Genomic DNA, 24,280 nt, shown 5'->3' on the forward strand with positions numbered 1-24,280 from the left:
TTACCTAGGTAATACTACTCAGTTCGACGCACCAGACCTTGTCTGAGCGGGCAATCGAACCGCGAAATCGATTCTACTTCCCAGCGATTACCTTAGCTATTCCTTCAAGCGCAGGATTTCCTTCCGACCAGTAGCTCGAATGGGCGTCAACTCCCCAGTCGGAAGGGAGCCACGAACTGTCGTTGGCCGGCCCCGGCGCGGCGGGAATCACCGCTGCACCGAATTCAGGCGCTGTCACGGGAAACGACGCACAATTACCCCATCGATCCGAACGATCCGAAACCGCCGGTTCCAGTCGCCGTGGCGATACAGAGGCAGGTGGACGCAGCAGTCGCACAGGCTCGTGCCAGATCACGCGAAACCGGCCAGGCGGTGAGGATCAGTCAGAACTCCGGCTGGGATTCCGCCGCTGGCGCTGACGGAGATTTGGTGCACTCGCTTGGCCGGTTCCAGGTGTCGACAGCCACGGTGGTCGATATGAAGCCGGATGGGTCCTACACATTGACGTATCGGCCTGACTTCGCTGACGTCTACGACTTCACGGGCACCTTGCCAAACAACACCCCTGAAAATGTCGTCTCGAATCAAGTCGCCGGCCAGGCAGACATGGGCTGGGCCAGACCATTCTTGATAACCGGTTCGGGCACCCCCGTTCAGCAGAGCGGTCGCGTACAATAGAGGTATGACTTTCAAGGCGTCGGCAACTTGCCGAAGTGCTCGTCGGAGAATGGTTTCGAGCGGTCTTCTGGCGCTTTCCGGTGCTGCAGTGGTCGTGAGCGGGTGCAGCATGGATCCGACCGTGAGCGGGTCAGAAGCCACCGGTGCCAGCGATACCTCCACGATCAAGAAGGTTGAGGAACGCATCGGGACCGCGATCCCGAACACCGCCGGCATCAGGATTGCCTCATCGGCTCGGTCGTCTGTGGCGATGACCGCACCGGATGAGACGTACTCGGCGACCATCGAGGGTAACGAGCAGGCGGTCAGCGAGTTCGTGTCGCAGGTCGCGCCACCGGCGACCCAGCGGGTGACGGTCGAGAGCCGATGTTCCGCATCGACGAGCGCACCGGCGGAGCCGCGCGTCGATGCGGTCGAACAGGGGCGGGCGCGCAATATCGTCGCGAACTTGGACAAGGTGAACAAGGTCGAGCGGTGCGCTCCGGTCGACGTGCTGTTCCTGCCGCGCGCGCCGCGCCAGTCCTATGCGGCGATCTACCACCAGGGCCCGAGGGCGATCATCGCGCTCAGCATCTAGGGATTGCCAGGCGAGTGTGGCGGGCGACGAGACGATTCTGTTGTGCTGGCCTCCCTGGTTGGCCGCAGCACCGCGCGATTATGTCACTGTGACGAATTGCGAGCGAGTTCTCCCGTTGCATCACACACGGTCCAATGATTCCGTCACGGAGGCGAATCTGAAAACCGCTGGTGCCGACACTGGTGTGTCGGCCAGGGTGACGGTATGCCTACCGAGCCCGCCGTGGAGATCCGAGACGCCGTCATCGAGGATTGGACGTCGATCTGGCCCTTTTTCGCCGCGATCGTCGAGGATCAAGAGACCTATCCCTACGACCCGGGCATGACTAGCCAGCAGGCTCGCGAGCTGTGGTTCGGCGGCGTTCTCGATCGCACGATCGTGGCCCTGGTGGACGGACGTATTGTCGGCACCGCAAAGATGGGCGCCAATCGCGCCGGCCCCGGCGATCACATCGCGACCGGCAGCTTCATGGTCGATACCTCCTGCCGGTCAATGGGCATCGGTCGCCGACTGGGTGAGGAACTCATCGCCTGGGCGGCCCGCGCCGGCTTCTACGGCATTCAGTTCAACGCCGTGGTCGAGACCAACGAAGCCGCCGTGCACCTGTGGCGTTCCCTCGGTTTCCAGAGCGTAGGCGTCGTACCTGACACTCACCGCTCCCCGACCCACGGTCTGGTCGGGACGCACGTGATGTTTCGCCGGCTGTGAGCGGTGGAGTGCGACGACTCCGATCACCTAGACGCGAACGCTGCCGGCGGCGACGCCCCATCCTCCAGGCAGGGTGACCTGGACCGAGACCTGGCCTGCACCAGTGTTCGCCACGAAGACGCTCGCGTTGTCGCCGTTGACGCGCCCGGAGAGGTGGGTGGTGTGGTTCTGCCACGTCAGAACCCGTCCTGGCAGGGGAAACCCGCTGGCCACGCACGGCGCCGTGGGGCCGGCGAGACCACCCTGTACGCAGGACGGCGCGACCCGGATCGTGCCGGGCGCTGTGACGGCACCCGCGTAGGAAGCCTTCGGGAACGGCATGGGGTCACCGAAATTGGGCGTGGTCACCGAACCCACCAAGGTGAACGTGGTCGCGGCGGACGCAGGACCTCCGCCGGCGACGACGATGGCTCCGGCGGCCGCGATAGTCGCTGCAACAACGGTCAGGGGCTTACGGGTGAGACGCATGTGAACCTTCCCTCGGAGGACAGAGCGACTGTTGATTAGAAACGCTTCCTTTGCTTATTCGCGGAGCGCGTCAGACCCGTTACGCGTCGGCTAGGAGACGTGCGCCGCGCCGGTCGCTCCCGTCGCCGACCATCTGCCGTCCCTGCGCTGGACATGAATCGGGTGCTCGAACGCCCGCGACACGGTCTCGGAGGTGAGGACCCGGTCGACGTCACCCGATGCGACACGGCGCCCGTCGGCGAGGACGAAGGCGTGCGTCGTCGACGTGGGCAGTTCCTCCAGGTGATGGGTGACCAGGACGGTCGCCAGGTCGGGGTGGACGTTCCTCAGGCCGGCGAGCACGCCGAGGAGGATTTCGCGCGCAGCCAGGTCGAGTCCGGTCGTCGGCTCGTCCAACAGCAGCAGGCGCGGCTCGGTGATCAGAGCCCGCGCGATGAGAGCGCGACCACGCTCCCCCTGCGACAGCACCGACCATTCCCGTCCGGCGCGGCCGAGCAGACCGAGCGTGGCGAGCAGGTCGTCGGCGAGCTCCGATTGCTCCGCTGTCGGAACCCACCGCCTCGACAGGTCGGAGGAAGCGTGGAGGCCGGTCAGGACGACCTCGCGGATCGACAGGTGCGGTTCGATGCGGGTGCGCGGGTCGACGTGGCCGATCGTGCTGCGCAGCCATCGCATGTCGACGCGACCCAGCTGATGCCCGAGAACGTGCACGGTTCCGATCGTGGGGTGCAGTCGCGCCCCGCAGAGCGCGAGGATCGTCGATTTGCCGGCGCCGTTGGGGCCCAGCAGTGCCCACTGCTCCCCCCGCTTGACGTCCAGCTCGATGGCCTCGACGAGGGCGCGTCCCTGACGGATCACTGCGACGTCGTGCAGGGCGAGCACGCTGTCGCTGTGGTTGCGCTCGCTGTCGTCGGCGTTCATGTATCACTCCACATCTGTCACCGGCCCGGAAGGTCACCTCGGGTGAGAAGCGGCGTAACGCACCTCCCTCCCCCGCCTCGACAGCTTCGGTCGCATCTCCTCCGGTGTCAACGCGCACGATCCAGCGGAAATGTCCGAATGGCGACTATTGCAATAGCAACTCGCATTCTCCTATTCTTGGACCGCACGGTGCACTGCGAATGAATGGGGAATTCGTTCGCGTGAGCAAGGAGGGTTCATGGGTAGGCATACGCGGGAAGATGTCGTGACCGCTCCGCATGTCGACGTCTCACTCGAGGAAACGGTGCAATTCGCACTGCCGGGGCTCGACCTCGCCCGACCGACCTCCGCGTTGGCCAGTTCCGATACGCGCCAGATGGCCATAGATTCAATTTCACGCATGATCGATTTGATCGACATGATTGATAGTGCGCCTGATCAGCGTGCCACCCGCCGGGCCGCGCATCGCGGTGCTCTCATCAACTTTCGTCAGATCGCTACGGCCGGAAACCGATTCGCGCACGCCGCTGCCACACGCATGCGGAACCCCGGAGTCGGGCGGCATCGGCTCACAGGAGAATCCGTCGGCGACACGCCGTCATCGGCACGCAACATTAACCACCGATGGTCAGATAACGCTATTGTTAACACCATGACCAATGAAGAGCTTTCCGTCCTCAAGCGCGCGCAAGAACTCGTTCGCAAGCACGATGAGGAAGTCCGTGCCCAGCGGGTCGAGCGTGAAGGCCGCGTTCGCCAGACGGGCTCGTTGATCGCCACCTACAGCGCCGACTGTGCGCTCCGCCTCGCGGAGCTGCTGGACTTCTCCACGAAGGACGGCCCCGCCGACAAGATCAAGTGGCAGCTGTCCGCGTCCGGCGAGAAGCTGATCTCGTTCAATCCCGAGGACAACGACCTCATGGTCGACATGCACCGGATGCCGATGCTGGTCACCAACGTCGAGGGTTACACGGTCGGCGTGCAGCACCTGCTCGGCACCGACGTCTACGCCTTCGGTCTCACCGACGGCCAGGACAACTGGAGCGGATTCGAGGATCTCGAGGGTTTCGGTCGCGCGACCCTCACCCCGGGGAACCGCTACAAGTGGAGCGAGGTCTCGCTCTCCCAGTACAACGAGTGACACCTCCCCCCTCCGTCGAGCCGGGCGCGCCTGCGGGCGCGCTCGGCTTTCTTCTGTGACGGGCCCGCGCCGGTACTCTGGTGCGGTTGCCGCACGAGGTCACCAGGAGCGTCCATGCCGCAGTCCTTCCCGCACGCCGCCGACAGCCACGAGAGGATCCGCGTCCACGGGGCGCGCGAGAACAACCTCAAGAACGTCAGCATCGAACTGCCCAAACGCCGCCTCACGGTGTTCACGGGCGTCTCCGGATCGGGAAAGAGTTCGTTGGTCTTCGGGACCATCGCCGCGGAGTCGCAGCGGCTCATCAACGAGACCTACAGCGCTTTCGTTCAGGGTTTCATGCCCACGCTCGCGCGGCCCGACGTCGACGTCCTCGACGGCCTGACGACGGCCATCATCGTCGGCCAGGAGCGGATGGGTTCGGACCCGCGGTCCACCGTGGGGACCGCGACCGACGCCAATGCCATGCTGCGGATCCTGTTCAGCAGGCTCGGCGAGCCGCACATCGGTTCGCCGCAGGCCTACTCCTTCAACGTGGCCTCGGTCAGCGGGGCCGGCGCGGTCAAGCACGACAAGGGCGGGCGCGAAGTCAAGGAGAAGGTCAGTTTCAGCATCACCGGCGGCATGTGTCCGCGGTGCGAGGGCCGGGGCAGCGTCACGGACATCGATCTCACCGCCCTCTACGACGACACCAAGTCGCTCGACGACGGCCCGTTCACCATTCCCGGCTACAGCATGGACGGCTGGCAGGGCCGGATCTACCGCGGCAGCGGATTCTTCGACACCGCGAAGCCCATCGCGAAGTACACCAAGCGCGAGCTGAACGACCTGCTCTACAAGGAGCCGACCAAGATCAAGGTCGAGGGGATCAACCTCACCTACGAGGGCATCATCCCCAAGATCCAGCAGTCCTTCCTCGCCAAGGACGTCGATGCCATGCAGCCGCACATCCGCGCCTTCGTCGAGCGCGCCGTCACCTTCAGCGTCTGCCCCGACTGCGACGGCACGCGGCTCTCCGAGCTCGCCCGGTCCTCGACGATCAACGGCACGTCCATCGCCGACTGTTGCTCCATGCAGATCGACGAGCTCGCGGACTGGATCCGCACCGTCGACGACCCGTCCGTCGCCCCGCTCGTCGAGGGCCTCCAGCAGACCCTCGACTCGTTCGTCGAGATCGGGCTCGGCTACCTCTCCCTCGACCGCCCCGCCGGGACGCTATCGGGCGGCGAGGCGCAGCGCACCAAGATGATCCGGCACCTCAACAGCTCTCTGACCGACATCACCTACGTCTTCGACGAGCCGACCATCGGGCTGCACCCGCACGACATCGCCCGCATGAACGACCTGCTGCTGCGCCTGCGCGACAAGGGCAACACGGTCCTCGTCGTCGAGCACAAGCCCGAAGCCATCGCGATCGCCGACCACGTCGTGGACCTCGGCCCACGGGCGGGGACCGGCGGCGGCCAGATCGTCTTCGAGGGCACCGTCGACGGCCTGCGGGGCGCCGACACGCTGACCGGGCGGCACCTCGACGACCGGGCGCTCCTCAAGGACGGGGTGCGGGCACCGTCGGGCGTGCTCGAGGTGCGCGGCGCGACCGAGCACAACCTGCGGGACGTCGACGTCGACGTCCCGCTCGGCGTACTCGTGGTGGTGACCGGTGTCGCCGGCTCGGGCAAGAGCTCGCTCATCCACGGCTCGATCAGCCCTCGCGAGGGGGTGGTCACCGTCGACCAGACGCCGATCAAGGGCAGCCGGCGCAGCAACCCCGCCACCTACACGGGGCTGTTGGACCCCATTCGTAAGGCCTTCGCCAAGGCCAACGGCGTCAAGCCGGCGCTGTTCAGCGCGAACTCCGAGGGCGCGTGCCCCGCCTGCAACGGCGCGGGCGTGATCTACACCGATCTCGGCATCATGGCGGGCGTCTCGACCACCTGTGTGGAGTGCGAGGGCCGACGGTTCCAGGCGGCCGTGCTCGAGTACCACTTCGGTGGGAGGAACATCAGCGAAGTGCTGGCCATGCCCGTCGCGGAGGCGCTGGAGTTCTTCGGCGCGGGTGAGGCGAAGATCCCCGCCGCTCACAAGATCCTCGGGCACCTGAACGACGTCGGCCTGGGCTACGTCGTGCTGGGGCAGCCGCTGACCACACTGTCGGGCGGCGAGCGTCAACGGCTCAAGCTCGCCACGCACATGGGCGATAAGGGCGGCGTGCTCGTCCTCGACGAGCCCACCACGGGCCTGCACCTGGCCGATGTCGAGCAGCTCCTGGGGCTGCTCGACCGCCTCGTCGACGGCGGCAAGTCGGTCATCGTCATCGAGCATCATCAGGCGGTGATGGCGCACGGCGACTGGATCATCGACATCGGGCCCGGTGCCGGGCACGACGGTGGCCGGGTCGTCTTCGCGGGGACCCCGTCGGACCTGGTCGCGGCGCGCGGCACGCTGACCGGCGAGCACCTCGCCGCGTACGTGGGTGCCTGACGGTGCCGGGTCCCTCAGGTTCGTCGCCTACCATCGCTGACGTGTCCACCACTGAGACTGCCGTGCCGACCACCGAGAGTCGTCGCACCACCGGAATCCTGCTTCTCGTGACCGGGGTGCTGGGGCTGTTGGCCTCGGCGATGCTGACCATCGACAAGATCAAGCTCCTCGAGGATCCGAACTTCGTTCCCGGGTGCAGCTTCGACCCGACGATCTCGTGCGGCTCGGTGATGCAGTCCTGGCAGGGCTCGGTCTTCGGATTCCCCAACCCGCTGATCGGTATCGCGTCGTTCTCGGTGGTGATCGTCGCCGGCGTCCTCGCGCTGGGCGGTGTCGCACTCCCCCGCTGGTTCTGGGCCGGGCTCGCGATCGGCGCCGCCGCCGGCATCGCGCTGGTGATCTTCCTGATCTTCTCCAGCCTGTTCGTGATCCATGCCCTGTGCCTGTGGTGCATGCTCGTCTGGACGATCATGCCCATCGTGCTCGCCACCGCCGTCGCCGCCGTGCTCGGCCCGAAGGCCACCCTGCCGGTCAAGCAGGGGCTCGCCACCCTGGTGCTGCTCTGGTACATCGTCGTGATCAGCCTGATCGTGGTGCAGTTCTGGGACTACTGGAGCAGCAAGTTCTAGCTCAGTGCCAGGTGTCCTCCAGCATCCGCGGCTTGCACGCCTGGTAGGCGCCGAAGCCGAGGACGACGAGGCAGCCGAACAGCATCAGGAACGGCGCGATCCACCCGCGGGTCGCCTCGTGCAGCAAGCCGAAGCCCAGCGGGCCCGCGCACGCCGCGAGGTAGCCCACGCCCTGCATGAAGCCGGACAGCGAGGCGGACCCGGCGCCCGTGCGGGTCCGCAGGTTCACCAGGGTCAGCGCCATCGGGAAGGTCGTCGGACCCAGTCCCAGCGTGATCACCCACACCCACGTCAGCGTCATCGGCGCGAACATCAGGCCCAGGAAGCCCACCACGAAGCAGCCGAGGAACAGGACCACCAGCGGGAAGGGGTTCTCCATCCGGGCGCAGAGGCTGGGAACGATCAACGTCGCGACGAAGCCGACACCCGAGAAGAGCGCGACCATGTTGCCGCCGAGAGCAGCGCTGCCGCCGGAGTCCGAGAGGATCGTCGGGATCCACGTGAACATCGCGTAGGTGTTCAGCGAGGTCATGCCAAACATCGCAGCCGCGCCCCACGCGAGCGGCGAGCGCCAGACGCGTCCCCGCTCGGCCGGCGTTTCGGCGTCGGGCTCCCCCGTCACGTCCCGCACGTCGTGTCCCCGCCGGGCCAGGACGATGCCGAGCCAGGGCAGGAACGCGGCGATCGGGATGATCGCCCAGATCGCGAGCGAGACGCGCCAGCCGTAGGCCTCGGAGACCGGGACCGCGGTGAGCGCGGGCACCATGGTGCCGAGCTGGACGCAGGTGAGGTACGCGGTGCTGAGCACCGCGACGTTGTCCGAGAAGTAGCGCTTGACCAGCGGCGGCAGCACGACGTTGCCCACGCCCATGCCGATCAGCGCGAGGCACGAGAAGCCCAGGAGGCCGAGCGTGCCGCCCATCAGGGGGCGCACGCCGATGCCGATCGCCGTCGCGGCGACGGCCAGCAGGGTCGTGCGCTCGAGGCCGATCCTGTTGGTCAGGAACGGCGTCAGGATGCCGGCCGCGGCGAACATGGCGGTGGGCAGCATGCCGAAGACGCCGATGACCGTGGCGCCGAAGTGGAGGTCCTCGCTGATCTGCGTGAGCAGCGGCGTCAGCGACGTGACGGCGGTCCGCAGGGACAGCGCGAACAGCACGATCGCGAGCAGGACGAGCAGTCGGCCCTGCATCACGGATCGCACCATCTTCTGATCGGTCTCCGGCGCGTCGGTCGCGATGCTGGTCATTCGCACTCCTTACAGTCGACACGAATCATAGGATGAATGGATGTATGTCAGCAAGCTGATTCCGCCCGGATAAGATGGCCGTGATGCAGCCGGTACGTAGGCAGACCCTGATAGCGCAGGTCACAGAACAGCTCCGCGGCGAGATCGCCAGCGGGCGATGGCCCGTGGGTGGCCGGATCCCTACCGAGACGGAGCTCCGCGAGCTCACCGGCACCTCGCGCAACACCGTCCGGGAGGCTGTACAGGCGCTGGTGCACGCCGGGATGCTCGAACGCCGGCAGGGGTCCGGCACCTACGTGCTCTCCGCGTGCGCCACCTCCACGCTCGGCGATTACTTCTCCACCGCGCGGGATACCGATCTGCTCGAGCTCCGGGAGGCGCTTGAGGTGACCGCCGCCGGACTCGCCGCCGAGCGCCGTGACGACGAGGACATCGCGGAACTGCGGCGCCTGCTGGCGACCCGGAACGCGCTCTGGTCCCCCGAACAGGTCGAGCCCGGCGCCGAGCGCGAGGCGGTCACGGCCGACCTGGCCATGCACCGTGGGGTGGTCGCCGCTAGCCACAACGCCATCTATCTCGAGTTCTACGACTCGCTCGTGCCCGTCTTGCAGGAGCACCTCCAGGAGTTCCCGGTGGGCTTCGCCACCTCGTACGAGTGCGCGCACAACGCCGTGATCGAGGCCGTCGCCGCCGGGAACGCGTCCGCAGCCCGCGCCGCCGCGCGCGAACTGCTCGCCGAGGTGCGCCTCCGCGAGCGCTGACTGATACCCCCTTGGGGTATGCTTCGCACGTGCAGCCGATGCGGAGCGGATGGCCGGCGATCTCCACGATCGTCGTCGTGGCGTTCGCCGTCGTCCTCATGCACCTGGGCGTGCCACCCATGGCGATGCCGACCGCGGCGTCCGCGCCGGGCACGACGACGCATCACGGCGCGCCGCACGAGGCGACGACCGCCCGACCCGCCGCGGCACACGCGGCGGAGCGCGACGCGTCGCCGCAGAAGCAGACCGTCGACGCCGTGCATCACCACGACGCGCACGACTGCGCCGGCACCGTCGTCGTGCACAAGGCGGTCGGCGCGCCGTCGCTCGTCGCGGTGCTCCCCGTGCCCGACGGTGCGCCGGGCGCCACCCCGGCCGACCGCGCGGCGGTCGCCCGCGGTCCCCCGCCGTGGACGGTGCTCGCCCTCTCGCAACTCTGCCTGCTCCGCGTCTGATGGACGCCCGCGCGCGGCCCTGTGCCGCGGCGCGACGAAGCGAACCATCACATCGATCACCCGAGCAGATTCGAGGAACCACCATGACTACCCATCGCATTCGCATCGCCACCATCCTGTCCGCGGTTGCCGCCGGCGCGACCCTCTTCGCCGCGTGCGGCACCGACGCATCCTCGGGCGGCGCCCCGTCGAGCTCGGGCCAGGCCGGCGCCGCGGCGCACGCCGGTCACGGCGGCGGCGCATCCGCTTCGTCGAGTGCCGCAGCGAGGGCGGACTTCAACGACTCCGATGTCGAGTTCGCGACGATGATGTACCCGCATCACGCGCAGGCCGTCGAGATGGCGGCGTTGGTCGAAGGTAAGGGCGCGCGACCGGAGGTCGTCGCACTCGCCGCCGAGATCCAGCGGGCGCAGCAACCCGAGATGGATGCCTTCGCCCGACTGCTCGCGCAGTGGGGCGAGCCCGCGCCGAGCGCGTCGATGGAGCACACCATGGACGGGATGATGACGACGGACCAGATGCAGCAATTGGGCACCCTCCGCGGTGCCGCCTTCGACCGCGAGTGGCTGGTGATGATGATCGCCCACCATCGGGGCGCCGTCGCTATGGCCGATACCGAGCTGGCGAAGGGCGTCAACCCGGAGACCCGGGAACTCGCCGCGCAGATCAGGAGCGGTCAGCAGGCGGAGATCGCCCGCATGGAGAAGCTCCTGTAGTCCGTTCGGAGGAATTCGCGGCCAGGCGGGCAATACGGTCGAGCGGCGGCCGTATGCTCGCCTGGGCCCCGATCCGAGTTGGTCACACTGTCGGATCGGACGAAGTCTCTCCATAGGAGCGAATTCCGGGCACAATCAGCACGCACCGACAACCACGTCATTGCTTCAAGAAGGTGAGCACCCATGACATCGAGGCATGCAGTCCGCACGCCCCGGCCGATCGCACTGGCGGTCGCCGGCACAGGACTCGCGGGCGTGCTCGCGCTGACGGGTGGCGGCGCGGACTTCCTCGCGCAGGTCGCTGCCAAGACGATCATCGTCGTCGGCGGGGCCAGCGACCCGACCGGCAAGGACCAGTGGGCCCGCATCGGCCGCGACTACAGCGGTCCTCCGCCGGTCTTCGTCCAGTATCCCGCCGTCTTCGGTGTCGGCTTTCCAGGACTCGCCCTCAGCAGCGACTTCCAGCACACCTACGCCCAGTCGAACGACATCGGCGCCGCCGCCACCGTCGACGCGATCACCGCTGCCAAGGCCGACCCGGACGAGGAAGTCGTGATCTACACGATCTCGCAGGGCTCCGACGTCGTCAGCCTCGCGGTGCTCCGATACGGACAGGACAATCCCCGGCCGTCCGACGGCTCGGCGAAGCTGACCGTCATCGAGCAGGGCAGTCCGAGCTACATCCGTTCCGGCGTGTGGAACGTGATCCCCGCGGGTATCCCCGGTCTCCACAACGGGCCCGTCCGCAACAACGGCGCGTCCGGCGCGACGGTGGTCAGCGTCTGCGTGAAGGGCGACTACGGCTGCGGGATGGGCGTCAATCCTCTCATCGCCGCGTTCTACCTCCCCCCGGGCTTCCTCATGCACGGCGCCGTGTACACCGCGGAGAACATCGGCCGCTACTCCCCCACCGACGGTGAGCCGTTCACTCCGGGATCGACCCCGGAGGCGCCCGTCAGTACCCGCACCGAGACCCGCAACGGCAACACCGTCACCGTCGACACCTACGCGAACGGCACCGTCAAGCGGACGTGGACCGAGGACAACACGACGTGGGTCTCGATCGACACGGGCGAGAACCCATGGGGATGGATGCTGCGCCGCAACGGTATCGACGTTCCGAAGGAGTTCGACCAGGTCCTGAACACGCTGGTCCCGGTACCCGAGCCCGGCGATTCGGGCCTCGTCCCCCGGCTGCCCGTCGCGCCGTCGTTCGACCCGTCCCCTGCGCTCGCCCGGCACGGTACCGACCGGCCCGACGCGGTCACCGTCGCGCAGCTGGCTGCGCGGGAGGAGCGGCAGACGGCGCAGCCGCCCGCCGTGCGGGACGACCCGCTGCCGCAGGAACCGACTGTCCCGGAACCTGCTCCGACGGCCACTCCCGCGCCGGCGGGGCCCGCCGCCCCGGCGGCCGCGGAACCGGAGGCCGCGGAACCGGCGAGCCAGGCTCTCACGGTGCCGTCCGAGCGGATCGAGCCGGAGCAGGCGCCCGCGACCGGCGGGCCCGCGGCGGCCGAGGCGGCCGAGGCGGCCGAGGCGCCGGCGCCCGCTGCCTAGCCGAAGACCTCGTCGTAGAGCGCGGCGATCTCGGCGGCGTCGGGCACTCGCGGGTTGTTGCCCGGGGAGCCCGACGCGAGCGCCTGCTCGGCCATGAGCGGCGTCAGCTCGTCCCACCGCGCCCGGTCGATGCCGTAGTCCCGCGGCGTCGGTACTGCAAGGTCGGCGCAGAGCTGCTCGACGGCCCCGACGAGAGCGCGCGCGAGCGTGTCGTCGGAGTCCCCTGCCAGGCCGTACGCGCGGGCGCAGTCGGCGTAGCGCGACGGTGCCGACCCCACGGAGAAGCGCATCACCGCGGGCAGCAGCATCGCGTTCGAGAGGCCGTGCGCCACCTGGAAGTGCGCGCCGATCGGACGGCTCATGCCGTGCACCAGCGCGACCGAGCTGTTGGAGAAGGCGACGCCGGCCTGCGTGGCGGCGAGCATCATCGCCTCCCGGGCCGGGTGGTCGGCACCGTCGGCGACGACGGTCCGGAGGTTCGCCGCGATCGTGGCGATCGCGGTGAGGGCGAAGCCGTCGGCGAACGGGTTGGCCTTGCGGCTGACGTACGCCTCGATGGCGTGGGTCAGGGCGTCGACGCCCGTGTCCGCGGTGAGGCGGGCGGGCATCGAGAGGGTGAGCTCGTAGTCGACGACCGCAGCCACCGGGAGGAAGGCCGGCCCGGGGCACAGCATCTTCTCGTCGCTCGCGCTGTCGGTGATGATGCTGAACTGCGTTGCCTCGCTGCCGCTCCCCGCCGTCGTGGGGATCGCGACCACCGGGAGCGCCGGTCCGACGGTCACCGTCGGCGCCTTGTACTCGCGCATGGTCCCGCCGCCCACAGCGAGGACCGCGAGCGCCTTCGCCGTGTCCATTGGGCTGCCGCCGCCGAGCCCGATCACGCAGTCCGCGCCGTGCTCGCGGACCACGGAGAGGCCGGGGGCGAGCGAGTCGGTGGTCGGGTCGGGCACCGTCCCGTCGAAGACGGCGACCTCGCAGCCCGCGTCGGTCAGCGCCGCCACCAGCCGCGCGACGGTGCCCTGCGCGGACAGGAAGGCGTCCGTCACGACCACGGGCCGGGCGAACCCGAGATCCGTGACCAGGCGGCCGGAGTCGGCGAGCGCGCCGCCTCCGATCACGAGCCGACGGGGAAGGCCGATCCGGGCTGCAGTCATGCCCTGAACGTACCCAGAGTCCCACCGTCGCCGCGGCGCTCTCGACGACGCAGTTCGCCGGCAGCGGCGCGTCGAACCCGATCCGCGCCTCGGTGGGTAAGCTCCTCGGCACCGATGGACATCGCCCGAGGAGGCCGCGAGTGATCGCACGATTCGCAGACAGGACGCCCCGCATCGCCGAGACGGCGTGGGTGGCGGAGACGGCCACCGTCGTGGGCGACGTGGAGCTCGGGCCGGGCGTGGGAGTGTTCTACAGCGCCGTGGTGCGCGGCGACACCACGCCGATCGTCATCGGCGAGAACAGCAACGTCCAGGACGGAGTGGCGATGCACGCGGACCCCGGCTTCCCGCTGACCGTGGGTGAGCGGGTGTCCATCGGCCACAACGCGGTGGTGCACGGCTGCACCGTCGGCGACGACGTGCTCATCGGCATGGGTGCGGTCGTCCTCAACGGGGCGGTCATCGGCGCCGGCAGCCTGATCGCCGCGAACGCGCTCGTTCCCCAGGGGATGGAGGTGCCGCCGGGGTCGATGGTCGCCGGAGTGCCGGCCAAGGTGCGGCGCGAGCTGTCCGACGAGGAGCGTGCCGGGATCACCGCGAACGCCGCCGGCTACCAGTTCCTGACGCAGGCGCACGCGACGCAGACCGGGCCGGCGTAGCGCCGGCCCAGCGACTCAGAGCCCGGACCACACCATCGACGCGCCCGAGTGCCCGGCGGCGATGACGCCCCACACGCACGCGACGGCGATCACCGTCGATGCCACGCCCAGCACGACGGTGCCCGCGCGACCGGAGAGCACCGTCGCCGCGGACACCCGGGACGCGACCGCCGTGCTCGATCCGGCCCACACCAGGACCGCCACGACGAGCAGGCCCAGCGACCACAGGAAGGTCGCGTTCCCCTGGGTGGCGTGACCCGCGATCTGCTGACGCATGCCCTCCATCGAGGGACGCTGTTCCAGCCTCTCGCCCGATTCCTTCGCGAGATAGCACGCGACCGCCGCGACCAGCGCGAACACGGGGAGCCCGACGCCCAGGCGGGTGCGCGCGGCGGGCCACCACGCGGCAAGGACGAGCGCGAGGGCGGCCAGGGGCAGCAGGACCACCGCGGCGTGGACCAACAGCGGATGACTCGGAAGTCCGGCGATCTCGGTGAGCACGCAACAATAGTGGCAGAGTGGACACTGTGACGCAGACAACCCAGCCAAGCTTCTGTCCGACGCGGCGCGCGGTCCTCGCCGCCCTTCCCGGTATCGCGATCCTGCCCGTCGCGGTGGCCTGTGGAACGACCTCGAACACCGGCGACACCTCGTCGGGGTCCCCTTCGACGAACGGCACGTCCGCCGGCGGCGCCGCGGCGGGCGGTGGCGCGCGGATCCCGGTCGCCCAGGTGCCCGTCGGCAACGCCGTGGTGATCGCGGGTGCCAAGCCCTACGTGGTGGCCCAGCCCACCGACGGAACGTTCGTCGCCTTCGACGCGGCGTGCACGCACCAGGGCACCGTCGTGGGGGCGCAGGACGGCCTCACGCTCCAGTGCCCCGCGCACGGGAGCAGGTTCAACGGGGGCACGGGCGCCGTCGAACAGGGGCCCGCGACGGCACCGCTCGCCCCGGCACCCGTGCGGCGGGACGGGGAGGAACTCGTCGTCGGGTGATACCCCTGATAGAGATGGACCGTGAAGCTACCGCGTTGTAACATGGCGAGACGTTATTGAATCGGTCTCAGTAGGCAGCCACCGCGGGACCGTCACCACTTCAACGAGGAGGCTCCCCGTGGCCAATCCCGAGGCGATCTACAAGGACGTGCTCATCGTGGGCGCCGGTCTCGCCGGTATCGATACCGCCTACCGCGTCTCCAACGAGGTGCCGCAGTTCAGCTATGCGGTCCTCGAGCAGCGCGCCGAGATGGGCGGCACCTGGGATCTGTTCAAGTACCCCGGTATCCGGTCCGACTCCGACATCTTCAGCCTGAGTTACCCGTTCCTGCCCTGGAAGGGCACGAACCGCCTCGCCAGCGGCCCCGAGATCAAGGCCTACATCGAAGAGGCCGCCGCGAAGTTCGGCATCGACAAGAACATCAGCTTCAACACGAGGGTCGGCACCGTCGATTTCGACTCGCGCACCGACCTGTGGACCGTCACCGCCGAGCGCGACGGCGCGCAGGTCGTCTACCAGTCGCGGTTCCTCGTGGCCTGCACCGGCTACTACAACTACGAGGCCGGTTACGAGCCGCCCTTCCCCGGCATCGATCAGTTCCAGGGGCAGGTCGTGCACCCGCAGCACTGGCCCGAGGATCTGGACTACCATGGCAAGAAGGTCGTGGTCATCGGTTCGGGCGCCACCGCCATCACCCTGATCCCCGCGATGGCCGACGACGTCGAGCACATCACGATGCTGCAGCGCTCCCCCACCTACGTGCTGCCGGTCCCCAACGCCGATCCGCTCACCAAGTTCGGGGCGAAGGTTCTCCCGGCCACGGTCGCGCACAACCTCACCCGCAACGTCAACGCCGTGATCAACGTCGGCCAGTACGTGCTCGCGCGCTCCTTCCCGAAGGCGTCCCGCAAGTTCCTGCGCAAGCTCAACCAGGCCATGCTGCCCAAGGGCTACGACGTGGACGTTCACTTCAAGCCCAAGTACGAGCCCTGGGACCAGCGCCTGTGCGTCGTTCCCAACGGCGACCTGTTCACGACGATCAAGCGCGGTAAGGCCGAGGTGGTCACCGACACCATCGACACCTTCACCGCGACCGGTATCCGCCTGACCTCGGGCCGCGAGCTCGAGGCGGACATCGTCATCACGGCGACGGGACTGCAACTGCTCGCCTTCGGCGGCGTCGAGGTCAACGTCGACGGGGCCCCGATCAAGCCCAACGACAAGTTCGCGTTCAACGGCTACATGCTCGAGGGCGTGCCGAACTTCGCATTCATCATCGGCTACACCAACAACTCGTGGACGCTGCGCGCCGACATCTCGGCCCGCGGCATCGCGCGCCTCCTCAACCACATGGTGGTCAAGGGCTACACGCACGTCGAGCCCGAGGTCGGCGGCGCGGTGCTCACCGAGCACCCGGCGCTCGACCTGAGCTCCGGCTACGTGCAACGCTCGCCCGACGCGATGCCCAAGGCCGCGACGGAGCAGCCGTGGATGATCCGGCACAACTTCGTGCTGGACTCGCTCGACTACCAGCGGTCGCGGGTGGACGCGCCCGAGCTGAAGTTCGGCACCGTCGCAGCGCCGTCGAAGACCGGCGTCTGACCACTCCCTGAACGGACGAACCCGCCCCGGACAGATCCGGGGCGGGTTCGCGTTTCAGGCGCTCAGGAGCCGGGGGTGTACTGCCCGCCGACGGTGTTGCGCACGACGATCGGCGAACCGATCGGGAAGTTGTCGTAGAAGTACTTGCCGTTGGCCGTGCTCACGTTGAGGCAGCCGTGGCTGACGTTGGAGACGCCCTGCTGGTTCACCGACCACGGGGCGGCGTGCACGAAGATGCCGCTCCACGACATGCGCGTGGCGTACTCGACGTAGGTGCGGTAGCCCTCCGGGGAGTCGACCGGGACGCCGTACGTGGACGAATCCATGTACATGTCGCGCTTCTTCTCCATCGTGTAGTACGTGCCGTTCGGCGTGGGGTGCTTGTTGGTGCCGAAGGACGTGGGCATCGTCTTGACGACCTCGCCGTTGTGCCAGATGGTGATCTGCTTGGTGTTGTCGTCCGCGAGGGCCACCCAGCCCGTCTTGGTGGCGACGGGCGGCTGGGGCGAGGCGGCGGGGGTCTCGCTGGTCTCGGTGTCGCCGGACGGCGTCGACGGCTCCGTCGGGCGCGACGGGGTGGTGGGCGCGGCGCCCGCGACGGCCGCGGAGGCCGTGGCCGCGACGATCGCCGCTGCCGCGCCCGCGCCGAGGCGCGCGAAGCCGCGGCGGCTGACGCCGGTGGGCCCGAGGTTCGGGTCAGTCATCGTTGTTCCTCCTGCGGTATCAAGCTTTGCGCACGATTCTACGGGTCGAGGGTCTCAAATGAAGAAATCACTGAACCGGAGCTGAGGATCACACCAGTTCCGTTAAGCATCCAGTGGGCCAAAAAACTCGCCCACCACCTGCCGGTTCTCCGGGTAAGGGCGTCCATCAGGGCGCCGAAAACCGCGGTGACGACGATTGTGGGAAATACCGGATCCTGACCGCTCCGCGCCGCACCGACGTGCCACAGCCCGAACGCCAGCGGCCCCACCGCGGAGCCGACCCGCCGGCCGAACGCCGCCTCCAGCGACGGGGTGAGCGCCCCGCGGAAGAGCACCTCCTCCGGCAGCGCGGTGCCGAGCGGGATGTCCACGAGCACCCACTTCCCCCGGTTCGACGGTGCCTCCCTCCGCACGGGCCGTACCAGGGCCAGCCCGGCGGTGGCGAGTGCTCCCCCGGCGACGACGCCGGCCGCGGTCGGCACGCGGGTCGACCGGGCGAGCGCGGCGTCGGCCGTGCAGAACGCCAGGGCCGCCGCCGAGCGGGCGTCCCGGTTCCAGTCGAATCGCGTCGCGAGCCGCGGGAGGACCGCATTCGACCACGCCAGGGCTGCCCCCGCCGCGAGCGCGGGCGCGCCCCGCCGCATCCGATCCACCCGCTTCGCCCCGGTCACTGCGTTGCCCGCGTCACTGCATCGCCACCCACGAGCCCAGCGAGCGGTACAGCGAGGCGGAGAAGGGCAGGTCGCTCCCGTAACGCGCCGGATCGCGCGAGGTGTCCTCCTGCAGCGCGTGGCTGACCCCGCGGAGGCGCACGTAATTGACGTGGGTGCCGGTCAGGACGTCGGCGAGGCCCTGCGTGGCCGAGCAGTCGACGGCGACGTCCGCGTCTGAGCAGGTCACGATGTTGTGCTTCTGCGGCGGCAGCGTCATCGCGGTCTGCAGCACGTCGGGCGTCCCGTCGGGCAGGCCCGTCAGCACCGGCTCGATGAGGGCCATCGGCAGCGGCGCGCGGCCGGTGCCACCCGTCGCGAGCGCGAGCACCTGGGGCGTCGCCGTGCCGTGGCCGACGGCGAGCAGCCGGTCGTCGCCCAGGCCCGCGCGTGCGGCGAGGGTCGTCAGGCCCTTACCGGCCCGGTCCAGCAGCGCCGCGTAGCCCGGGGTGCCGGACGGTGCGCCGTCGAACCGGAGCGAGGCCACGCCCTGCTGGGCGAGCATCACCGAGAGCTCGCGCCCGGCGATCTGCCCGGCGCGGTCCGGTCCGGTGAGGATCAGCGCGGCGCGCAGCCGCTGCGGGTTGCTCGGCGAGACATAGGTCGCCGCGCCGGCGTCGCCGGGGACCTGCACCATCGACTCGTTCCAGTTCGCCGGCAGCGCCGCCGGCGCGGGCGGCGCGGGTTCCAGCGAGATCACGGGCGTCGGCTTGTCCGAGGCGCAGGACGCGACGGCGAGCAGCATCGCGACGATCACCGCGGCGAACCGCGTCCGGGCGTGGGTCATCGGAGTTCCCTCTCGTGGTTCGGCGCGGGGGTCAGCGCAGGCGTTCGGCGGCGCGCGCGGTCTCGACGAGCCGATCCGCGAGCTCGACGAGTTCGTCCTGGCCTGCGCCCTCGGCGATCGCGGTGCGCACGTCCTCCGCTGCGCATCGCACCTCGAACATACGCTCCCCGACCGCCTCGGCCTCGTCCGCGGTGAGCACCACCGAGTCCGCGGGCAGCGATGTCCCGGCGACGGCGTTGCGGGCCTCGTAGGCGCGCTGCCGGCACGACCGGCGGCAGTACTTGCGCGTGCGGCCCGGCCCCTCGGAGACCACCTCGCGCCCGCACCACGCACACGCGGCGGACCTGCGACGGCGTGCGGTGGTCATGCTCCGCAGTCTAATGAACCGGGTAGACTGGGAATGTTCGGCGTAGGCGAGAGGTTGGGAGAAGCATGGCAGATCGAGTTCTACGGGGCAGCCGCCTGGGCGCGGTGAGCTATGAGACGGATCGGGACCACGACCTCGCTCCGCGCCGGGTGGCGCGGTACCGCACGGACAACGGTGAGGAGTTCGACGTCCCGTTCGCGGATGACGCGGAGATCCCCGGCACCTGGCTGTGCAAGAACGGGCTCGAGGGCACCCTGATCGACGGGGTCGCACCCGAGGAGAAGAAGGCCAAGCCGCCGCGTACGCACTGGGACATGCTCCTGGAGCGGCGGTCCGAGGGTGAGCTCGAGGAGCTCCTCAAGGAGCGGCTGGACCTGCTCAAGGCGCGGCGCGGTAAGTAGACGCGAGGTTCGTCCGACGAACACGAAGGGCCCCGGAGTGATCCGGGGCCCTTCGGCGTTCCCGAGGTCCTAGGTGGAGAGGCGCTTCTGCAGCTTGCGCTTGCGAGCCTGGAAACCCCACTTCGGCACCAGGGTGGCCGCCTCCTTGAAGATGGAGCCGCTCATCTTCGAATCGCCGATGACGCGCTCGGTGAAGGTGATGGGCACCTCGACGACGGTGAAGCCGGCTTGCACAGCACGCCACGTGAGGTCGATCTGGAAGCTGTAGCCCAGCGATTCCACCTCGTCGAGCCCCAGGCCCTCGAGGGCCTCCCGGCGGAAGGCCTTGTAGCCGCCGGTGATGTCGCGGATTCGGGTGCCGAGCATGACCTGGCTGTACAGGTTTCCACCGCGCGAGATCAGCTGGCGCGAGAGCGGCCAGTTCACGGTCTTCCCGCCCGAGACGTAGCGCGATCCGATCACCAGGTCGGCGCCCGCGTCGATCGCGGCGAGGTGGCGCTCCAGCTGCTCCGGGGCGTGCGAGCCGTCGGCGTCCATCTCCACGATCACGCGGTAGTCGCGCTCGAGGGCCCACGTGAAGCCCGCGATGTAGGCGCCGCCGAGGCCGTTCTTCTCGGCCCGGTGCAGGACGTGGATCCGCGGGTCCTCCGCCGCCATCGAGTCGGCGAGGTCGCCGGTCCCGTCCGGGCTGTTGTCATCGACCACAAGCACGTCGACGGCGGGCTGCGCGCGATGCAGCCGGCCCACGATGAGCGGCAGGTTCTCCAGCTCGTTGTACGTGGGGATGATCACCAGCGTCTTCGACGACGGCGCTGACGTCTCACTCATGCGGGTTCCTCGGTCCGGGGGCGGGGCGCGAACAGACCTCCATCGTGCCTTATCGCGATCGCGATTCCGCAGAGGGTGGCCACGAGCAACGCGACCTCGCCCCACACTCCCAGCCGGGCGGCGGGGGTGAGGCCATCGCGCAGGCGGATCGTCTCGACCAGGTGGTCGTTGGTCCAGATGCGCGTCTGCCGGGTCACCTCCCCGTCGGGCCTGACCAGTGCGCTCACCCCGGTCGTGGCCGCGACCACGACATCGCGATCGAGCTCGACGGCCCGCACCCGGGACATGCCGAGCTGCTGGTAGGTCATGCCGGTGCGGCCGAAGGTGGCGTTGTTCGTCGGCACGGTCAGCACCTGCGCCCCGTTCTCGACGGATCCGCGCAGCGAGCGGTCGAAGGCCACCTCGTAACAGGTCGCGACCCCGAGCGGGATCCCGTTCGGCCGCACCGTGCCGGTCCCGGTGCCGGGGGTGAAATTGTTCGCCAGGTCCACGTAGTCGCTGAACAGGCGGAAGAACTCGCGCATCGGCATGGTCTCGCCGAAGGGCTGCAGGATCGCCTTGTCGTGCCGTTCCAGCGGTCCCGTGGCGTCGATCAGGATCATGCTGTTGTAGTAGCGGCCGGTGCCGTCGTAGTGCACCGTGCCGACCAGGATCGGCGCGCGCACGTCGGCGGCGGCGGCGCGCATGCGGGCGGCGACGTCCGGATCGCGCTCCGGCGAGACGTCCGAGGAGTTCTCCGGCCAGATCACCACGTCGGGCTGCCGCTGCCGGCCCGCCCGCACCTCCTCGGCGAGCCGGTGCGTCTCGCCCAGGTGGTTGCTGAGCACCGCCTCGCGCTGCGTCGCCTGGTCCCAGCGCTGTTCCGGGACGTTGCCCTGGATCGCCGCGATGGTCACCGTCCGGCCCTCCGACGGTGCGCCGACGAACGGCCACGCCGCCGCCGCGGCGATCGCCACCAGGGCCGCCGCGGCCGCGGGCAGCAGGTAGGTCCGACGGTCCGCGCGCCGGTACGCCGCCACCCCCGCCGCGGCGAGACAGGCGCCGAGCAGGGCCACGGCGAAGGACAGCCCGGGCGCCCCGACGTACCGGGCGAGCGCCAGCAGCGGACCGTCGGCCTGGCTGAACGCGAGCCTCCCCCACGGGAAGCCGCCGAAGGGGAAGGAGGCGCGCGCCCACTCGGTCACGCAGAACGCCGCCGCGACCCACACGGGCCCGCCCGGGGCGCGGGCCACGCGCGTCGCGAGGAGACCGAAGGCGCCGTAGTAGAGGGCGCACGTGATGCCGAGGCCGATCCACGGCAGCGCGCCCACCATGGAGTCGATCCACTTGAGCAGCGGCACGAACAGGCCGAGCCCGGCGAGGAAGCCGTACAGGAAGCCGCCGCGCAGGGTGACCCGCTCGGGCACCGTGAGCACGGCGACGAGCACCGCGATGCCGATCGGCGCGAGCCACCACAGGCCCGCGGGCGGAAAGGAGAAGAACATCGCGACGCCGGCGAGCAGTGCGGCTCCCCCGCGGACCAGGAGCTTCACGCCGCGAACACCGTTCGCCCGTCGACCACGGTGCGCAGGCAGCGCGGCAGGCGCGCGCCGGGCGCGAGGTCGGGTAGGGGGGCGACGCCGGCGCGGGGGTCGGTCGACCAGCGCTGCACCGCGTCCGACGGCGCGCGGACCACCAGTTCGTCGGCGTCCCAGACCGCGTAGGTCGCGGGGGCGCCGGGGACCAGCGTCCCCGCGATGCCGTCGCGGACGCCCCCGGCCCGCCAGGCCCCGCGGGTGGCGGCGGCGAAGGCAGCGCGCGGCGAGACGGCGCTCCCGGGCGTGCGGTGGTGGACCGCGGCGCGCAGGGTGGCCCAGGGATCCAGCGGGGTCACCGGCGAATCGGACGAGAAGGCGAGCGGTACCGCGTTCTTGGCGAGCAGCGCGAAGTCGTTGAGAGTCGCGGCACGTTCGGTGCCGAGGCGGCGGGAGTACATCCCGTCGGATCCTCCCCACAGGTCGTCGAACCGCGGCTGCATCGAGGCGTGCACGCCCCAGTCGCCGAGCTTCGCGGCCTGGTCCGGCGTGACCATCTCGGCGTGTTCGATCCGGTGCCCGCAGGACGCGACGCGCGGCCCGCCGAAGTCGTCGACGGCCGCCGCGAAGGCGTCGACCACCCGGGCGACCGCGGCGTCGCCGATGGCGTGGAAACCGGCCTGGATCCGGGCGCGGGTGCAGGCCAGGACGTGCGCGGTCACGGTCTCCTGGTCGAGGTACTCCACGCCGCTCGACGGTGCGTCCGCGTACGGGGCGTGCAGCAGCGCGGTGCGGCTCCCCAGCGAGCCGTCGACGAAGAGGTCGCCGCCCAGCCCGTCGGCCCCGGTCCGGTAGATGATCGCGCGGGCGTCGTCGGCGTCGCGGGCCGCCTCGCCCCAGTAGCGGCGCACCCGGACCCCGTGGGTGAGGGCGCCGAGGAGGGCGAAGTCGCGCTCCCCCGCGATGTCGGGGCCACCGCACTCGTGCACGGCGGCGATCCCCGCGGCGGCCGCCGCGTCGAGGGCCCCGTTCTGGGCGGCGGTGATCTGCGCGTCGGTGAGCGAGGCCAGCGCCGCCGCGCGGACGGCGTGGTGCGCGGTGCCGGTGAGGGGACCGTCGGGCGAGAAGCCGTCGAGGTCGGCCAAACCGGGGACCAGGCCGCGGAGCGCGGTGCTGGCCTGAGCGGAGTGCTCATCGACGCGGGCCGCGTAGATCACGCGATTCTCGTCGAGGTCGGTGCGTTGCAGCGGACGCTCCCATGTGGTGTCATCCCAGCCGCGCGCGATCACCGTCCGTCCGGGCGCGGCGGCCACCGCGGCGCGGACGGCGTCGCGCCCGCCCGCGAGGTCCGGGGCGATCAGCGCGAGACCGGTCGCGGTCAGGTGCACATGGGGGTCGACGAAGGCGGGCGCGAGGAACGCCCCGTCGAGGTCGGTGACCTGTGCGTCCGGGTGCAGGGCGCGCGCGGCGCGGTCCTCGCCGATCCAGCTGATCAGCCCGTTCTCGACGGCGATCGCGGTGGCGGTGGTGGACGTGGGCGTGTAGATCCGCCCGCCGACGAGTAGTTCGGTGGTCACGGAGGTTCAGTCTGCCAACTACGGGGCGGGCGGCAACTCGCGGTACCCGGGGCGCGGTCCCGGGCCGCCGACGTCGACCACGGGCTCGGCCGAAGTGCGCTGATCGGTGACCACGTCACCGTCGACGACGGTGCCGAAGCCGCGCGGCCGGCCCGCGAGCACGGTCACCAGGCCCGACTCCTCGACGAAGGCGGCGACACGCTTGGCGCCGACGTACGCGACCGCGGGCCGGACCAGTGCGCGGACCGGCTTGACCAACAGGAGCAGGCCGAGCACGGTGCTCACCACGCCGGGCACGGCGAGCAGGAAGACGGCGGCCGCGAGTATCGCGGTGTCCATGAGCGCGGGGCCCGCGGACCGCTGCCCGTCGAGCGCCTGCCCGAGGTCGCGGAGCACGCCCGCGGCGGTGCGCCGCAGCATGAACACGCCGAGTACGGTGGCGCCGATCATGGCGAGCACCGCCCAGCCGAAGCCGAGCCAGGACACCAGCCCGGCGAACGCCGCGATCTCCACGACGATGTAGGTCAGGAACGCGAAGAGCTTCATACCCCCACAACGGGCGAAGCGGGCGAAAAGTTCCCCGCCCCCGGCGATTGAACGACGTTATGGAGAGGAAACCCGCAGGTCGCGCTCTCCATAA

27 protein-coding genes are annotated in these 24,280 nt (G+C 69.7%); 13 read left to right on the forward strand and 14 right to left on the reverse strand.

The features are described 5' to 3' along the window. The first annotated feature begins 787 nt into the window (after nucleotides 1-787). Both FK529_RS06605 and FK529_RS06610 read left to right on the forward strand, forming a co-directional pair. Nucleotides 788-1,255, forward strand: coding sequence for a hypothetical protein (locus FK529_RS06605; protein WP_146560199.1), 468 nt, complete (start codon nucleotides 788-790; stop codon nucleotides 1,253-1,255). Nucleotides 1,256-1,459: 204 nt separating this feature from the next. After that, nucleotides 1,460-1,963 (forward strand): GNAT family N-acetyltransferase, encoded by a 504-nt coding sequence (locus FK529_RS06610; protein ID WP_231702966.1) that lies wholly within the window; start codon nucleotides 1,460-1,462, stop codon nucleotides 1,961-1,963. Between the two features lie 27 nt (nucleotides 1,964-1,990). Here the strand turns inward: FK529_RS06610 and FK529_RS06615 are convergent, their stop codons facing one another. The 3 genes from FK529_RS06615 to FK529_RS19990 all read right to left on the reverse strand — a co-directional run bounded on the left by FK529_RS06615 (nucleotide 1,991) and on the right by FK529_RS19990 (nucleotide 3,917). Continuing rightward, on the reverse strand, nucleotides 1,991-2,431 hold the full coding sequence (locus FK529_RS06615) for a hypothetical protein (RefSeq protein ID WP_146560200.1): 441 nt from the start codon (nucleotides 2,429-2,431) through the stop codon (nucleotides 1,991-1,993). Between the two features lie 90 nt (nucleotides 2,432-2,521). Next, the gene (locus tag FK529_RS06620; protein ID WP_146560201.1) at nucleotides 2,522-3,352 is read right to left on the reverse strand and encodes an ABC transporter ATP-binding protein; all 831 of its coding nucleotides are present in this window, start codon (nucleotides 3,350-3,352) and stop codon (nucleotides 2,522-2,524) included. Between the two features lie 394 nt (nucleotides 3,353-3,746). Continuing rightward, the gene (locus tag FK529_RS19990) at nucleotides 3,747-3,917 is read right to left on the reverse strand and encodes a hypothetical protein (protein WP_158635067.1); all 171 of its coding nucleotides are present in this window, start codon (nucleotides 3,915-3,917) and stop codon (nucleotides 3,747-3,749) included. A gap of 87 nt (nucleotides 3,918-4,004) precedes the next feature. Here FK529_RS19990 and FK529_RS06625 point away from each other — a divergent pair, with 87 nt between their 5' ends. The 3 genes from FK529_RS06625 (at nucleotide 4,005) to FK529_RS06635 (ending at nucleotide 7,603) form a co-directional block, all read left to right on the forward strand. Beyond that, nucleotides 4,005-4,493 (forward strand): hypothetical protein, encoded by a 489-nt coding sequence (locus FK529_RS06625; RefSeq protein ID WP_146560202.1) that lies wholly within the window; start codon nucleotides 4,005-4,007, stop codon nucleotides 4,491-4,493. Nucleotides 4,494-4,607: 114 nt separating this feature from the next. Further along, nucleotides 4,608-6,974 carry an ATP-binding cassette domain-containing protein gene (locus tag FK529_RS06630; protein WP_146560203.1) on the forward strand — a complete coding sequence of 789 codons (2,367 nt, stop codon included), beginning with the start codon at nucleotides 4,608-4,610 and terminating at the stop codon, nucleotides 6,972-6,974. A gap of 41 nt (nucleotides 6,975-7,015) precedes the next feature. Then, on the forward strand, nucleotides 7,016-7,603 hold the full coding sequence (locus FK529_RS06635) for a vitamin K epoxide reductase family protein (RefSeq protein WP_231702967.1): 588 nt from the start codon (nucleotides 7,016-7,018) through the stop codon (nucleotides 7,601-7,603). Nucleotide 7,604: 1 nt separating this feature from the next. On the opposite strand, the gene FK529_RS06640 is transcribed toward FK529_RS06635, so the two are convergent. Continuing rightward, entirely contained in the window at nucleotides 7,605-8,852 is a 1,248-nt protein-coding gene (locus tag FK529_RS06640; protein ID WP_146560204.1) for a CynX/NimT family MFS transporter, read from the reverse strand. A gap of 83 nt (nucleotides 8,853-8,935) precedes the next feature. On the opposite strand from FK529_RS06640, the gene FK529_RS06645 reads away from it, so the two are divergent. From FK529_RS06645 to FK529_RS06660, 4 genes are all read left to right on the forward strand, one after another. After that, on the forward strand, nucleotides 8,936-9,613 hold the full coding sequence (locus FK529_RS06645; RefSeq protein WP_146560205.1) for a FadR/GntR family transcriptional regulator: 678 nt from the start codon (nucleotides 8,936-8,938) through the stop codon (nucleotides 9,611-9,613). Between the two features lie 29 nt (nucleotides 9,614-9,642). Continuing rightward, nucleotides 9,643-10,068, forward strand: coding sequence for a DUF6153 family protein (locus tag FK529_RS06650; protein WP_146560206.1), 426 nt, complete (start codon nucleotides 9,643-9,645; stop codon nucleotides 10,066-10,068). An 83-nt stretch (nucleotides 10,069-10,151) separates the two neighbouring features. After that, nucleotides 10,152-10,784 (forward strand): DUF305 domain-containing protein, encoded by a 633-nt coding sequence (locus FK529_RS06655; protein ID WP_146560207.1) that lies wholly within the window; start codon nucleotides 10,152-10,154, stop codon nucleotides 10,782-10,784. 183 nt (nucleotides 10,785-10,967) lie between these two features. Next, entirely contained in the window at nucleotides 10,968-12,341 is a 1,374-nt protein-coding gene (locus tag FK529_RS06660) for a PE-PPE domain-containing protein (protein ID WP_146560208.1), read from the forward strand. Here FK529_RS06660 and FK529_RS06665 read toward each other — a convergent pair. After that, a complete protein-coding gene (locus tag FK529_RS06665; RefSeq protein ID WP_146560209.1) occupies nucleotides 12,338-13,495 on the reverse strand; it encodes an iron-containing alcohol dehydrogenase in 1,158 nt (385 codons plus the stop codon). The genes FK529_RS06660 and FK529_RS06665 overlap by 4 nt on opposite strands. 140 nt (nucleotides 13,496-13,635) lie before the next feature. On the opposite strand from FK529_RS06665, the gene FK529_RS06670 reads away from it, so the two are divergent. Next, nucleotides 13,636-14,154, forward strand: a complete 519-nt coding sequence (locus tag FK529_RS06670; RefSeq protein WP_146560210.1) for a gamma carbonic anhydrase family protein — start codon at nucleotides 13,636-13,638, stop codon at nucleotides 14,152-14,154. Nucleotides 14,155-14,169: 15 nt separating this feature from the next. Here FK529_RS06670 and FK529_RS06675 read toward each other — a convergent pair whose 3' ends face one another. Continuing rightward, complete coding sequence (locus tag FK529_RS06675; protein ID WP_146560211.1) at nucleotides 14,170-14,655, reverse strand: DUF2231 domain-containing protein; 486 nt, start codon at nucleotides 14,653-14,655, stop codon at nucleotides 14,170-14,172. 26 nt (nucleotides 14,656-14,681) lie between these two features. Here FK529_RS06675 and FK529_RS06680 point away from each other — a divergent pair, with 26 nt between their 5' ends. Together FK529_RS06680 and FK529_RS06685 are read left to right on the forward strand one after the other, a co-directional pair. Further along, nucleotides 14,682-15,149 (forward strand): Rieske (2Fe-2S) protein, encoded by a 468-nt coding sequence (locus FK529_RS06680; RefSeq protein ID WP_158635068.1) that lies wholly within the window; start codon nucleotides 14,682-14,684, stop codon nucleotides 15,147-15,149. Nucleotides 15,150-15,267: 118 nt separating this feature from the next. Next, entirely contained in the window at nucleotides 15,268-16,752 is a 1,485-nt protein-coding gene (locus FK529_RS06685; protein WP_146560213.1) for a flavin-containing monooxygenase, read from the forward strand. A 62-nt stretch (nucleotides 16,753-16,814) separates the two neighbouring features. Here FK529_RS06685 and FK529_RS06690 read toward each other — a convergent pair whose 3' ends face one another. Genes FK529_RS06690 through FK529_RS06705 form a run of 4 tightly spaced genes read right to left on the reverse strand, consistent with a single transcriptional unit; the run spans nucleotide 16,815 to nucleotide 19,320 of the window. Beyond that, nucleotides 16,815-17,456 (reverse strand): L,D-transpeptidase, encoded by a 642-nt coding sequence (locus FK529_RS06690; RefSeq protein ID WP_146560214.1) that lies wholly within the window; start codon nucleotides 17,454-17,456, stop codon nucleotides 16,815-16,817. 38 nt (nucleotides 17,457-17,494) lie between these two features. Beyond that, nucleotides 17,495-18,127: a CPBP family intramembrane glutamic endopeptidase gene (locus FK529_RS06695; protein ID WP_146560215.1), complete on the reverse strand. Its 633-nt coding sequence runs from the start codon at nucleotides 18,125-18,127 to the stop codon at nucleotides 17,495-17,497. Between the two features lie 13 nt (nucleotides 18,128-18,140). Further along, nucleotides 18,141-18,953, reverse strand: coding sequence for a hypothetical protein (locus tag FK529_RS06700; protein WP_146560216.1), 813 nt, complete (start codon nucleotides 18,951-18,953; stop codon nucleotides 18,141-18,143). A 31-nt stretch (nucleotides 18,954-18,984) separates the two neighbouring features. Continuing rightward, entirely contained in the window at nucleotides 18,985-19,320 is a 336-nt protein-coding gene (locus FK529_RS06705) for a hypothetical protein (RefSeq protein WP_146560217.1), read from the reverse strand. Between the two features lie 65 nt (nucleotides 19,321-19,385). Between FK529_RS06705 and FK529_RS06710 the strand changes: the two genes are divergently transcribed. Continuing rightward, nucleotides 19,386-19,721, forward strand: a complete 336-nt coding sequence (locus FK529_RS06710; protein ID WP_068525672.1) for an RNA polymerase-binding protein RbpA — start codon at nucleotides 19,386-19,388, stop codon at nucleotides 19,719-19,721. A gap of 69 nt (nucleotides 19,722-19,790) precedes the next feature. Here the strand turns inward: FK529_RS06710 and FK529_RS06715 are convergent, their stop codons facing one another. Genes FK529_RS06715 through FK529_RS06730 form a run of 4 tightly spaced genes read right to left on the reverse strand, consistent with a single transcriptional unit; the run spans nucleotide 19,791 to nucleotide 24,186 of the window. Next, nucleotides 19,791-20,549 (reverse strand): polyprenol monophosphomannose synthase, encoded by a 759-nt coding sequence (locus FK529_RS06715; protein WP_146560218.1) that lies wholly within the window; start codon nucleotides 20,547-20,549, stop codon nucleotides 19,791-19,793. Then, nucleotides 20,546-22,081 (reverse strand): apolipoprotein N-acyltransferase, encoded by a 1,536-nt coding sequence (lnt, locus tag FK529_RS06720; RefSeq protein ID WP_146560219.1) that lies wholly within the window; start codon nucleotides 22,079-22,081, stop codon nucleotides 20,546-20,548. Before lnt ends, FK529_RS06715 begins: the two co-directional genes overlap by 4 nt. Further along, nucleotides 22,078-23,640 carry an amidohydrolase gene (locus FK529_RS06725; RefSeq protein WP_146560220.1) on the reverse strand — a complete coding sequence of 521 codons (1,563 nt, stop codon included), beginning with the start codon at nucleotides 23,638-23,640 and terminating at the stop codon, nucleotides 22,078-22,080. The genes lnt and FK529_RS06725 overlap by 4 nt, the downstream gene beginning before the upstream one ends. An 18-nt stretch (nucleotides 23,641-23,658) precedes the next feature. Then, complete coding sequence (locus FK529_RS06730; RefSeq protein ID WP_146560221.1) at nucleotides 23,659-24,186, reverse strand: FxsA family protein; 528 nt, start codon at nucleotides 24,184-24,186, stop codon at nucleotides 23,659-23,661. Between the last annotated feature and the right edge of the window lie 94 nt (nucleotides 24,187-24,280).

The sequence above is a fragment of the Tsukamurella asaccharolytica genome (assembly GCF_007858435.1).
In the GTDB taxonomy this organism is placed as follows: Bacteria; Actinomycetota; Actinomycetes; order Mycobacteriales; family Mycobacteriaceae; genus Tsukamurella; species Tsukamurella asaccharolytica.

Excerpts from the sequence above, each read along its gene's own strand:
- FK529_RS19990 (WP_158635067.1), bottom strand. The coding sequence starts at position 3,917 with ATGCCGCCCGACTCCGGGGTTCCGCATGCGTGTGGCAGCGGCGTGCGC.
- FK529_RS06705 (WP_146560217.1), bottom strand. The coding sequence starts at position 19,320 with ATGACCACCGCACGCCGTCGCAGGTCCGCCGCGTGTGCGTGGTGCGGG.
- FK529_RS06710 (WP_068525672.1), top strand. The coding sequence starts at position 19,386 with ATGGCAGATCGAGTTCTACGGGGCAGCCGCCTGGGCGCGGTGAGCTAT.
- FK529_RS06730 (WP_146560221.1), bottom strand. The coding sequence starts at position 24,186 with ATGAAGCTCTTCGCGTTCCTGACCTACATCGTCGTGGAGATCGCGGCG.
- FK529_RS06630 (WP_146560203.1), top strand. The coding sequence starts at position 4,608 with ATGCCGCAGTCCTTCCCGCACGCCGCCGACAGCCACGAGAGGATCCGC.
- FK529_RS06655 (WP_146560207.1), top strand. The coding sequence starts at position 10,152 with ATGACTACCCATCGCATTCGCATCGCCACCATCCTGTCCGCGGTTGCC.
- FK529_RS06605 (WP_146560199.1), top strand. The coding sequence starts at position 788 with ATGGATCCGACCGTGAGCGGGTCAGAAGCCACCGGTGCCAGCGATACC.
- FK529_RS06665 (WP_146560209.1), bottom strand. The coding sequence starts at position 13,495 with ATGACTGCAGCCCGGATCGGCCTTCCCCGTCGGCTCGTGATCGGAGGC.
- FK529_RS06625 (WP_146560202.1), top strand. The coding sequence starts at position 4,005 with ATGACCAATGAAGAGCTTTCCGTCCTCAAGCGCGCGCAAGAACTCGTT.
- FK529_RS06660 (WP_146560208.1), top strand. The coding sequence starts at position 10,968 with ATGACATCGAGGCATGCAGTCCGCACGCCCCGGCCGATCGCACTGGCG.
- FK529_RS06690 (WP_146560214.1), bottom strand. The coding sequence starts at position 17,456 with ATGACTGACCCGAACCTCGGGCCCACCGGCGTCAGCCGCCGCGGCTTC.
- FK529_RS06615 (WP_146560200.1), bottom strand. The coding sequence starts at position 2,431 with ATGCGTCTCACCCGTAAGCCCCTGACCGTTGTTGCAGCGACTATCGCG.
- FK529_RS06620 (WP_146560201.1), bottom strand. The coding sequence starts at position 3,352 with ATGAACGCCGACGACAGCGAGCGCAACCACAGCGACAGCGTGCTCGCC.
- FK529_RS06700 (WP_146560216.1), bottom strand. The coding sequence starts at position 18,953 with ATGACCCACGCCCGGACGCGGTTCGCCGCGGTGATCGTCGCGATGCTG.
- FK529_RS06645 (WP_146560205.1), top strand. The coding sequence starts at position 8,936 with ATGCAGCCGGTACGTAGGCAGACCCTGATAGCGCAGGTCACAGAACAG.
- FK529_RS06640 (WP_146560204.1), bottom strand. The coding sequence starts at position 8,852 with ATGACCAGCATCGCGACCGACGCGCCGGAGACCGATCAGAAGATGGTG.
- FK529_RS06610 (WP_231702966.1), top strand. The coding sequence starts at position 1,460 with ATGCCTACCGAGCCCGCCGTGGAGATCCGAGACGCCGTCATCGAGGAT.
- FK529_RS06715 (WP_146560218.1), bottom strand. The coding sequence starts at position 20,549 with ATGAGTGAGACGTCAGCGCCGTCGTCGAAGACGCTGGTGATCATCCCC.